This is a genomic window from Cellvibrio sp., from assembly GCF_053579595.1.
This window is the reverse complement of sequence record NZ_JBRFPI010000130.1, coordinates 1-10,602: the sequence shown is the minus strand read 5'-3', so window position 1 is coordinate 10,602 and position 10,602 is coordinate 1. Positions and strand designations below refer to the sequence as shown.

The 10,602-nt window shown below is 48.6% G+C and carries 10 protein-coding genes; 1 reads left to right on the top strand and 9 read right to left on the bottom strand.

All coding sequences use genetic code 11. The features are described from left to right. The 5 genes from ACWA6V_RS09990 to ACWA6V_RS09970 all read right to left on the bottom strand — a co-directional run. The coding region (locus tag ACWA6V_RS09990) for a carboxypeptidase regulatory-like domain-containing protein (RefSeq protein WP_449522350.1) at positions 1–757 on the bottom strand (757 nt) is incomplete at its 3' end. 259 nt (positions 758–1,016) lie between these two features. Continuing rightward, positions 1,017–1,421, bottom strand: a complete 405-nt coding sequence (locus ACWA6V_RS09985) for an NIPSNAP family protein (protein ID WP_449522349.1) — start codon at positions 1,419–1,421, stop codon at positions 1,017–1,019. 31 nt (positions 1,422–1,452) lie between these two features. After that, a complete protein-coding gene (locus tag ACWA6V_RS09980) occupies positions 1,453–1,908 on the bottom strand; it encodes a GNAT family N-acetyltransferase (RefSeq protein ID WP_449522348.1) in 456 nt (151 codons plus the stop codon). Continuing rightward, positions 1,898–2,305, bottom strand: coding sequence for a hypothetical protein (locus ACWA6V_RS09975; protein WP_449522347.1), 408 nt, complete (start codon positions 2,303–2,305; stop codon positions 1,898–1,900). Before ACWA6V_RS09975 ends, ACWA6V_RS09980 begins: the two co-directional genes overlap by 11 nt. A gap of 33 nt (positions 2,306–2,338) precedes the next feature. Then, entirely contained in the window at positions 2,339–3,718 is a 1,380-nt protein-coding gene (locus ACWA6V_RS09970) for an MATE family efflux transporter (RefSeq protein WP_449522346.1), read from the bottom strand. A gap of 276 nt (positions 3,719–3,994) precedes the next feature. On the opposite strand from ACWA6V_RS09970, the gene ACWA6V_RS09965 reads away from it, so the two are divergent. Then, positions 3,995–5,209 (top strand): DUF418 domain-containing protein, encoded by a 1,215-nt coding sequence (locus tag ACWA6V_RS09965; protein ID WP_449522345.1) that lies wholly within the window; start codon positions 3,995–3,997, stop codon positions 5,207–5,209. Positions 5,210–5,213: 4 nt separating this feature from the next. Here the strand turns inward: ACWA6V_RS09965 and ACWA6V_RS09960 are convergent, their stop codons facing one another. From ACWA6V_RS09960 to ACWA6V_RS09945, 4 genes are all read right to left on the bottom strand, one after another. Continuing rightward, positions 5,214–5,903, bottom strand: coding sequence for an SDR family NAD(P)-dependent oxidoreductase (locus ACWA6V_RS09960; protein WP_449522344.1), 690 nt, complete (start codon positions 5,901–5,903; stop codon positions 5,214–5,216). A gap of 61 nt (positions 5,904–5,964) precedes the next feature. Beyond that, positions 5,965–8,376: a penicillin-binding protein 1C gene (gene pbpC / locus ACWA6V_RS09955; RefSeq protein WP_449522343.1), complete on the bottom strand. Its 2,412-nt coding sequence runs from the start codon at positions 8,374–8,376 to the stop codon at positions 5,965–5,967. 81 nt (positions 8,377–8,457) lie between these two features. Then, the gene (locus ACWA6V_RS09950) at positions 8,458–9,666 is read right to left on the bottom strand and encodes a heme biosynthesis HemY N-terminal domain-containing protein (protein WP_449522342.1); all 1,209 of its coding nucleotides are present in this window, start codon (positions 9,664–9,666) and stop codon (positions 8,458–8,460) included. Continuing rightward, the coding region (locus ACWA6V_RS09945) for a uroporphyrinogen-III C-methyltransferase (protein WP_449522341.1) at positions 9,663–10,602 on the bottom strand (940 nt) is incomplete at its 5' end. The genes ACWA6V_RS09950 and ACWA6V_RS09945, both read right to left, overlap by 4 nt.

Below are 10,602 nucleotides of genomic sequence, written 5' to 3'. Positions count from 1 at the left end.
GGCCGCCGTAAGCCGCTCCCCAACCACCCGGTGAAAACTCTGCACCACTGATAACATTGGGTGCAAAAATCGAGAAGCGGCCGCCACCGCCGACATCTTCTTGTTCACCGAGTGACGCATCAAAATGCACCGCTTTATCAAAAGGAAAATCATCAACGAATAATAAATTATCCCGGGGGCCACGACCGCGTACGCTAAAGTTCGCGAATTCTCCGGTGGATGCAAGACCAGGTAAACCGTCCAGCGAGAGGAGCGGATCTGAACCACCGCCAACGGCATTGGCCAGGGCTTCTCTATCGAGATAGCTGCCGTTAACAGATGCAATGACTTCCGTTTGTTTTCCGAGAACCAGCATTTCCTCAATTTCAATTACCTGCTCTCTAAGCTCGAATTCAAGCTTGATATTTTTGCGCGTAATCACGCGTACGCTTGGCTCATAGGATGAAGTGAACCCGCTTTTGGCCAAGTTCACTGAGTAGAGACCGGGGTCGAGCTGTTCAACGACGATGCGACCTTGTGCATCGGTTTCAACAGATCGCGTGGAATTGGTTTCCCGTTTGGTGATCCTGATCTGCACATTTGAGAGTGGCCGGTCAGTATTTTGATCTTTGACAATGACAGTCAGCGCACCGGGCGCCTCTGCTGCATGGGTAGAAAGTGAGAAGCAAAAAAGTGGAAATCCAATCAGGAGCACCGACAGCGTCAACCACCATATCTGTCGCAAATTACTGCTCATATTGCTCAAGTGCCTGTTCATATTGCTATTCCTCCAGGAATCGACCATGTTTATTTGATAAAACACCGGGAGGTTAACAACACAGATGTGACTAAAAAGTCGCTGACGAAGCCTGCCTACTCGAAGCGCAAGGCACCATGATGGAAATAAAGCTGGATATAATGGATTGCATGCAAAATGCAGTGCTTGCGGAAGAAGATTTTAAATCGCAGTGCGAAGGCATGCCGCAAACGGCGGTGGCGATTGTTGGGCGCGCGACAGACGCGCCCACTACATTCAATTACTTGATTGCCGAAAACTCAGTAGCCACTAAAAACGTTGACTCAACGCTCGCCACTATAGGCCCATTCGCTTCGCTTTCTGTGCGAACCTTTATCCACTCCGGATCAGCAGCAAATGCTTTCCACGCGGCGTCTGCTGCTGCGCGGTTTTTGTATTTCAAAATGTAATGCAGTTTATCGCCATTTTTTTGTTCTACTGGTAACCAATAGCCCACATTTTCCATGCCGTGGCGTGCAAAAATTTTAGTGGTGTGATTTTTAAAACGCGCGAGCAGATCCGGCATTTTTCCTGGATGCGTGGTGTACACGCGCAGCTCAAAAACGGGGATGTCATCGGCGGCGAAAACGGGGGTAATCGCAACGATACTGAACAAGGTAATTAGCGCACAAATTATTTTTTTCATGGGGATCTCAGCCTGTAGTTGGATAGCGTATTTAAAGCGATTTAGTCATAAACGCACTGTAAGGATCTTCTTCGTAATCGCTGAATGGCCCGCAGTATTCAAAACCAAAACGTTCGTAGAGTTTGCGTGCGGGAATAAAAAAGTCTTGCGTCCCAGTTTCCAAACTCAAGCGCTGGTAATTGCGCTCCGCCGCCACACCCAATATATGCCCCATGATTTTTACCGCTACGCCTTTACCGCGATAAGCATTGGCGGTGCGCATGGATTTAATTTCCGCATGTGTTGCATCCAATTCTTTTAGTGCGCCACAACCGGCTAACTGGTTGCCGTCCCACACTGACCAAAAAGTGATTTCCGGTTTGCGTAACTTATCCAAATCCAACGCATGCACACTTTCGGGCGGCGATACGGCGTACATATCCGTCAAATGCTCCGTTAGTATTTGCGCAACTTCGGGGCCACACAGGTCGTCGATTTTAATTAACATTATTAGCTCCTTTTAATTTACTGAATAATTCAACCCCAAGTAGATACTGCGCCTCTTGCCACTCGTGGCGATTGCACATGCTTTTGCATTTGTAAGCCGCTAGCGTGTTACATATTGCATCAACCCAAGCTTGCGCACTACTGATGGCAGGGCCGGGTTGTGCAGCTTCAACCAATTGTTGTGCTGCGGGTGCAAGTGAGGTATTGGCACCCTCGGCGACGATAAATTTTATGTACAGAAATTTATTGTATGCCGCTTTAAATTCTTGATGTGTAGGGACAGCTAGGGAGATATCGGGCAGACAGGAAACGATTCCAGCATAATCAGTTTTATTCTGGTTACCAGCGCGATAGATCGCCAGAAGAATCCAGGCATCCATTCTATTTAATCTATACATTGAGATTCCCAAAATATTCAGCACTCAAAGCCATTATTGCTGGGTTAAATTATTCATCCACTTGCGGCTGATAACACGCTTGATCACGGGAATAAATTTCAACCCGTCTTCCAAAAACATCAATGCATAAATATAGACAAACGATAGTTTGGTCAAAAATACCACGGCGATATAAATCGGTAAACCAAACACCCACATGACGATGGTATCGGTGATCAAGGTAAAGCGGTTATCGCCCCCTGCGCGAAGCACGCCGATAATGCGCATCATATTGATAATTTTTACCCAGACCAGTAAACAAAATACGCCTAGGGTGCTTAACAGCAGATCGGTAGATTTTTCATCGAGCTGATCAAAAATCAAAAGCATCCAGGGGCGTGCGAACCAGAGCGCAGAACAAAATACAATTAACAGCACAAAGGTGATGCGATCAAAAAATTTATGTAACTGCCACGCAGTTTCATTATTACCGGCGCCCAACTCGCGCCCGATCAATACCGCCGACGCATTGGCGAGGCCGACAAACAACGCAAAGAACGCACTTTCAATCGGCACTATGACGCCCATTACGGCGAGCGCTTCTGTGCCCGCATAACCGGTAACTAAATGATAAGTAGAATTGCCCACGGCCCAGATCGCGTAGTTGGCAACCAGCGGCAAAGAAAAGGCGAGATAGCGACTAATTTGAACTTTATCCAACCCCATGCGCAATTGCGCAAAGCTCAACGCAAAACCGTGTTTTTTTGCGTAGATCCAACCCACCACAATCAGCAATTGCAAAAAGCGCGAGCCTAACGTCGCCCAGGCTGCACCGGCGACACCCAAGGCGGGAAATCCCCAGTTGCCGCCAATTAATGCATAGTTGCCGATAATATTTAACGCCGCGGCAAAAACACCGGCAACCAACGGCATAGTAGTGCTACCCAATGCACGCAGCGAGGCTTCGTAAATAACGATCCATTGCGTGAACAATAATGCCGGTGCGGTGATGATGAGATATTGCGCCGCGAGCGCGACGACTTTTTCATCCGGATTAATCCACCCCAGGCAGGTATTCGAGGCAAAACCAAATACCAGCACAAACGGAATCATCACCGTAGTGCCCACCAGCAAAGTAACGGCGAGAGAACGCTGGCAACTGACAAAATCTTTTGCGCCTATATATTGGGCAACCAAAATACTGCAGCCAGTCGCAAGGCCGCTCATCAACACCAATAATAAAAAATGGATCTTGGCGGCGAGGCCCACGGCGGCAATTGCACTAGAACCGAGGTCGCCCACCATAATCACATCGGCCATACCCAGGAGCGATTGCATGAGCATCTGCGCCGCCACCGGCAGCGACAATAAAATTACACTGCGCCAAAACGCGCGTTTATCATCGAGGGATACAAGTTGGGGGGAAGAAACCACGTAAAGCTCCGATGCGGGACAAGCAAAGCAGCATTATAGAGGGAATTCTGCCGGGCGATTGTTAATAAGTGGTAAGGCGTTGCGCGCGCAGGGTTCACTTTAGGCAGTGCGCAAAGCGAAACTGCTTTATACAAAAGTGAAGCTTCATTGGTAAAAAGTGCCACGCGTTCGCGCAAAAAATCAGACGATTTAACCATTCTTGATTAGCCAAAATAGCATTGGGTATTACACTTTTGCTCATACCCAATAACCATAACACTACTACGGTATTACACGATGAATGAAACTCTGCCCAACTCCTACCTCCACCAGCGCAGCGAGTTGATTGACTCATTGCGCGGCTTTGCCTTGATGGGAATTTGTCTCGTCCACTTTATGGAATATTTTGAACTCTACTGGGTCAATCAAGACCCAACCGCGCTGCACAATTTCATCTTCTTTTTATTTGCCGGAAAAGCCTACGCGATTTTTGCGCTTATGTTTGGCCTGAGTTTTTTTATCATTATGGATAATCAGGCAAAAAAGGGCGTGAATTTTAGCTACCGTTTTGCGTGGCGCTTACTGATTTTGCTTGCTATTGGTTATATACACACTCTTTATTATCTGGGTGATATTTTGTCGGTATTGGGTGTGATCGGCTTGAGCCTGCTGTTTGTGCAGGGCTTGAGCAACCGTTGGTTAGTGATTATCGCGCTGCTGTGCCTATTGCAGCTGCCGTTTTATTATCATTTTTTTGCCGCACTCAATAACCTACCCGGCGCGAATGATAATCCCGCCTTCTTTTCATTGTTCGGCAATGTGTACGCCGCGATTGAAAAAGCCAGCTTCACTGAATTGATGTTACTGAATAGCAGTGCTGGCCTTTACGCAAAATGGATATTTTTTGTGGAGTCTGGTCGCGGCTTGCAATTGATTGGATTATTTTTGCTGGGCTTGGTATTGGGGCGCATTGGCTTTTTTACCCAAGCGGACAAATTTGATCGCCACCGCATTAAAGCTTTGGGCATAGCACTGCTGGCAACCATTCTCCTCTATGCGTTGGACAAATACCTCGCACAACTGCCTGACACTATTTTTCAGGAAAAAGGCATGGCGAAATGGTATTTACAACAAGCCATTGGATCTTATTTAAGCACGGCGGTAATGGCCAGCCTGGTGCTGTTGTTTGTGCAATTTTATCTGTGGCAGCGCAGCGGAAAATTATTAAACCTGCTCGCGCCCTGTGGCCGCATTAGTTTAAGTATTTATTTAATCCAATCACTGGTGGGTGTGCCGCTATTTTATCCCTATGGTTTGGGCTGGTATAAAACTATCGGCCAAACCAACAGCTTGCTGGTGGGTATCGCCTTTTACACGCTGCTGATTATGTTGGCGCACTGGTGGGTAAAACGTTTCCATTACGGCCCGGTGGAATGGCTGTGGCGCAGCGCAACTTATATGACAACGAAAGTTCCATTCAGACGAAAAACAGAATCTCCAACCCACGACTGATGTATTAATTTTTTAGCGCCGACATACCGCCATCGACATGCAGAACTTGGCCGGTGATCCAGCCCGCTTGTGGTGATAACAAAAACGCTGCCATAGCGGCAACTTCTTTGGGATCACCCACTTTTTGCAATGGATGACGTTTGGCGGCGGCATCCATTTTATCGGCGGTATTCAATAATTTTTCGGCAAGGGAGGTATCCGTTAATGACGGCGCAATGCCGTTGACACGAATTGCCGGTGCCCACTCGGCAGCCAAACTTTTTACCAAGCCCTCAATTGCAGCTTTGCTGCTGGCCACACTCGCATGATAGGGCATGCCTAGGGTGGCGGCCACGCTGCTAAATAAAACCACACTGGCGTTACTGGATTTTTTTAACAGGGGCGCAACAGACTGCAAAGTTCGCACTGCTCCGAGCACATTGATTTGGAAATCTTGCAGGAAATCGTCCACCGATAAACGCGCAAAAGGTTTGAGGTTGATACTGCCGGGGCAATACACCAAACCATCCAATACCTCGGGTAAACCGGCAAGGTCGGGCGCGCGTTCTGCAGGGTTATTTATAAAGAAATGCGCACCGTCAACATCGACGGCATTGCGCGCCCAGATGGTGACACTGTGCCCCTCGCCAATAAGCTGGGCAGCAAGTGCAGCGCCAATTCCGCGTGTGCCGCCAACAATTAAATAGTGTTTCATGATGTTTCCCGTTATCAGCCAGATAATTAAGCTGATACGAAATCATCACGGTTTTGGATCCTTATTCTTTGCCGATGACGCGAAAGCGGCGCTCCAAGCGATAGCCTTGTTTATCGACCACCAATAATTTATGCACGCCCGGTTCAAGTGCTGCTTCGCGCTCGTGGAAGATTTTGGTTTCACCCAGGAATTCATCGTCCAGATGCCAATACAATTGCGCAGCGGGATTTCGGTGTACCGCTTTTAATACTACGCGGCTGCGTTTGCCATCCAAATCCATGGGGATGTAAATGCGGCTCTCTTCATTGGGGTAAACCAATTCAATCGGTTGATCTTCATCGACTTGCAATAAATCCTTCAAACAATCACTGCGCCAAGGCGGCAACGATTGGTATTCGCTGTGATGTTGCCGCCAATAAAATTCTTGCGTGGGTGGCAGCACAAACCAATTGTGCGCTTGCATATTGTTCACCGTTTCACACCGGCTATGCACACGAAATTGCTCATCAGTATCGAGATGGATGCGGCGATGGTTTTGGGTGACCTTGGCAAAATGGCTGGTGTTGGGAATTTCCATATCCACGGCTTCACATTGTCCACCGGTGAGATAACCATCATCTTTACACACGGAAATCGTTTTGAGCGCGTGTGCAGGTTTGGCAAACCAATTAATGCTCGGCAGTGCATCAAACACATCAAATAAAATCGGCGCTGCGCTACTTTGGCCGCTGATAAAACTGGCGGGTTCACCACCGGCATTGCCCACCCACACCCCGAGCGTGTAGCGACCGTTGCTGCCAATCGCCCAGGCGTCGCGCAAACCATAACTGGTACCGGTTTTCCACGCGATAGTTTGGCTGCCGGAAAAATCGCGCCAGTAATTATCGTTGCCGGGGCGGGCGACATCGATCAAAGCTTGCAAGGTCAACCAGGCGGCGCCTTGTTGGATTACTGGTTTAATCGATGGTGTTTTTTCTTGCAGCAATATTTTATTTTCGAGCGCTTTTTTATCCTGTAGCAACAGGGTCGGAATGGGCTGACTGATATTGCCATCGCGCGCGCTGGCGGCGAGCCGCGCATAAATGCCGGTGAGATCCCAAAGAGTTCCCTCCGCTCCACCCAAAATTAATGTGAGGCCGTAATCATCAGCGGGACGAAATAAGGTAGTCATGCCCATCGCCTGCAATTTTTCCTGAAACTTCCCAATGCCGTAATCGCGCAACATACGCACTGACGGAATATTTAATGAGTGCGCCAATGCAAATTGTGCGGGCACAGCACCGCGAAAACTGCGATCATAATTTTTGGGGCTGTAACCGCCGAATTGCGTGGGAATATCGGGAATTAAACTGGTGGGTGCAAGCTCACCTTCTTGCAGCATCAAACCATAGAGGAGCGGTTTTAGAATGCTGCCAGTAGAGCGCGGGCGCTGTATTAAATCCAGATCCGGTGCATAGCGCTGTTGTTTTTGCCAGGCTTGGTTGCCGACATAGGCCAATGTTTCCATGCGTTCGTGGTCAATTAATATGAGCGCAATATTATTCACCCCTTCATTGGCCAAGCGCAGGCCGTGGCGCTCGGCAACTTGCGCGGTAATACGCTGGATAAATGGATCGATACTGCTGTGAAATATGTGCTGGGCACTATGTTGTTTTTTTAAGGTCGCCAACAAATGGGGGACGAGTTGCGGTAGTGATTGTGGCCGCTCCGGTAGCGGTTCAATTAACGCGAGCTGCAAATCCAAATCGGAAAAATAGTTTTCCTGATGCATGCGCACTAATAAACGATCGCGCTTTTGTTTGAGTAAATCGCGCTGACGCCCCGGATGAATCAATGCAGGGCTATTGGGTAACACCGCAAGCAAAGCGGATTCAGCCCAGGATAGATGCTCAGGTGCGCGCCCGAAATAACGCCATGCCGCCGCGCGCAAGCCAACGATGTTGCCGCCAAAAGGTGCATGGCTTGCGTAATGAATTAACAACTCTTCTTTACTAAAACGCCATTCCAGTTGGAACGCCCTGCCCGCCTCCAACAATTTGCTGATGATGCTGCGCGCAGGTAATTTTTTATCTTGCTGTTGGTACTCTGCCTGCCGCAGCAAACGCGCCAACTGCATGCTGATGGTGCTGCCACCACTCGTCACTTTTCCGGCTTGCAGGTTGCCTTGCAGAGCGCGCGCAATGGCGAGGGGGTTTATGCCGGGGTGGCGATAGAAATGTTGATCTTCAAATAACAGCAGTGATTTTTTATATTTATCCGGCAGTGATTCCACCGGTGCAAAACGCCATTGCTGATCAGCGGCTATTCCTGCACCTAAAAGACTGCCATCGCGTGCGAGCAGGAGATTAGCGTATGGGGTTTTTGTTAACGAAGAGGGTAAGGGGAAAAACTGCAATGCTAACAACACTACACAGGCGATAAAAAATAATGTGCAGAATATTTTGTTAAAGCCAACACTAAATTTGCTGCGCAATCCAAGAGCCAGATGTGGGTTGCGCAGTGAAAAGATCCATCGAAGAAAACTGTGCACGGGAATCCTTTGCGCAGGCAGTGGTTATTTGTTGTGGCCAGAGATAAGCAAACCTTGCTGATAATAATCGGCGCTTTTTTTGTGATCGCCCAACTTTTCCATCAAGCGGGCCAATTCTACCATTGTCTCCAGGCTTTGCTGTTGATTCAAACTGCGCTGAAAATACTCGCGCGCCAATTCCCATTGCTGGTTGCGCAGCATCAAACGCCCCATGCTAAGCAGTAGCGCTGGATCTTGCGGTTTGCTTTTCAACCAGCCTTCAACTGTGCGTATTTGGCTGTGAATTTCTTTCACCTGCAAACGGCCGTAGAGACTGACCAAAGGTTCATACCAATTATTGGATAGCGCTTTGCGCACAATCACTTCCGCTTCCTGGTCCTGATAATTTTCAGTCAGCGCCTGTGCGTAAGCGGTAATCACCGCTGGCAACTTTTGCACACTGCGCGGGAATGATTTCCACAAGCTTTGCAGTGCAGGTAACCGCTCGGCGATCAGCAAGGATTTGCTCTGCTCGCTTTGCGCTTTCATTTTTTCACAGGCCAGCAATACTTCCAGCGCTTCAAATTCTACATTGGACAAGACTTTGGCTTTGCGCATGACCGGGAACATATCTTCCAAGGCGCGCCAATTTTTCTGGGCGATATAGATATGGTGCATTAAATCCAGCACGGCGGCCTGACGCGGCATTTTGATATCAATCGGCTTCAGGATTTCAATGGCTTTTTCATAGCGACCAGACTGCACATGCAAACGCGCACGGGTCAGGGCTACCGGCAATTCACTGTGCGCCAGCGTAAGGGCTTTATCGAGGATATTATCGGCTTCGGCTTCGTCGCCCATTTCAAAACTGCTGCGCGCAGCGTCGATATAATTGGCGAGGGGATATTCCACTTTATCGAGCGTGCGCACCAATTTTTTGCGCGCCTCCAACCAATCGCCGGTCAGGTAATCCACCATACCGGTGGCTGCACGTTTTTGCGCACGTTCAACACTGCCAAATAAAAATATTTCGCGGAAGCGACGCACCATCTCCGCACTGCCGAGCATTAATTTACGCACAAACCACATAGCTGCATATATCAGCGCCGCCGCCAGAGCAGCAACCCACAGGGTCATTTCAATGGTTTTGGTGCCGTACGCAATCAATAAATAGCCGTCGCCGCGCCAGAGCAAAAACACCAAGCCACAGGCGAGCAATAAAAAGAAAATAGCTTTTAACAGGCGACGTCTCATTGGCGCACCCCGCGCCGTGCAGCGGCCATTTTTTCGCGCTTGGTAATATAGTCAGCCAAGGCCGACGAGGAATTACTAAAGTTGCTTAAGTCAGGAGAAATTTCTTCCTGCTGCAGGGCTTGCAGTTCTTCCAATACCGCAGCAGCTTTTTCATTCAGGTTGTAATACTGGTTGATCCAATTCTGCGCTTTTACCAGGCTCTCCTGATAGATACCCTCTTCATTGCGCAAGAGCGCAACCTGCGCCTGCTCCAGCATCAAGCGCAAATTTTGTTGCAGGTATTTTTGTTCGGAAGGCGGCAAGACCGCATTGATGGTTTTGCCGTGGTCGCGCACACGCACATAGGAACCTAGCTTATGTATCAGCGCATAAAAGTTGCGTGTAAGTTTTTGTTTGAAGGTTTCGTCAGCTGGAATGACGTCTTCTTCCAACACTTCTTCTTGTACACCTAAAGGTTCAATAAAAGGAATAGCATCGATTTGATTGGACAGTGCCGATAGACGCAAATAAATACCCTCGCGGTCAATCACTCCCGCCAGTTTTAGTACAGCAATTTCTTCAGCCAATAATTTACGTACCCCAACCAAATCGGCTTGATCTATATCGCGCAATACATCGTCCGCCGATAACGCCAGCGCGAGTGCGTTTTGGCTATCTTTTTCCAACAGGATACGCTGATCGGCAAGGCGCAATAAATATTGTGCTTCTTGTAACTTCCACTCGTCGCGGTTGACGCTCGACAGCGATAGCAGACGCGCGTTGTTGCTGTCCACTTGTTCAGCCAAATCATTCAAGTTGGTTTGGATTGATGCTTGCTGCTCGACAAACTCTTTATCGAGATTATCTTCCAACAGTTGCTGACGGGTTTCTATCGCTTGCGCTTGCTGTTCAACTTGCGTGCGCAGGCTGTCGATAATTTGCTGCTGGCTTTTGGAC

What these genes read in the sequence shown, in the direction of transcription:
- ACWA6V_RS09960 (WP_449522344.1), bottom strand. Translation starts at nt 5,903, where the DNA reads ATGAAACACTATTTAATTGTTGGCGGCACACGCGGAATTGGCGCTGCA.
- ACWA6V_RS09985 (WP_449522349.1), bottom strand. Translation starts at nt 1,421, where the DNA reads ATGAAAAAAATAATTTGTGCGCTAATTACCTTGTTCAGTATCGTTGCG.
- ACWA6V_RS09975 (WP_449522347.1), bottom strand. Translation starts at nt 2,305, where the DNA reads ATGTATAGATTAAATAGAATGGATGCCTGGATTCTTCTGGCGATCTAT.
- ACWA6V_RS09950 (WP_449522342.1), bottom strand. Translation starts at nt 9,666, where the DNA reads ATGAGACGTCGCCTGTTAAAAGCTATTTTCTTTTTATTGCTCGCCTGT.
- ACWA6V_RS09980 (WP_449522348.1), bottom strand. Translation starts at nt 1,908, where the DNA reads ATGTTAATTAAAATCGACGACCTGTGTGGCCCCGAAGTTGCGCAAATA.
- ACWA6V_RS09965 (WP_449522345.1), top strand. Translation starts at nt 3,995, where the DNA reads ATGAATGAAACTCTGCCCAACTCCTACCTCCACCAGCGCAGCGAGTTG.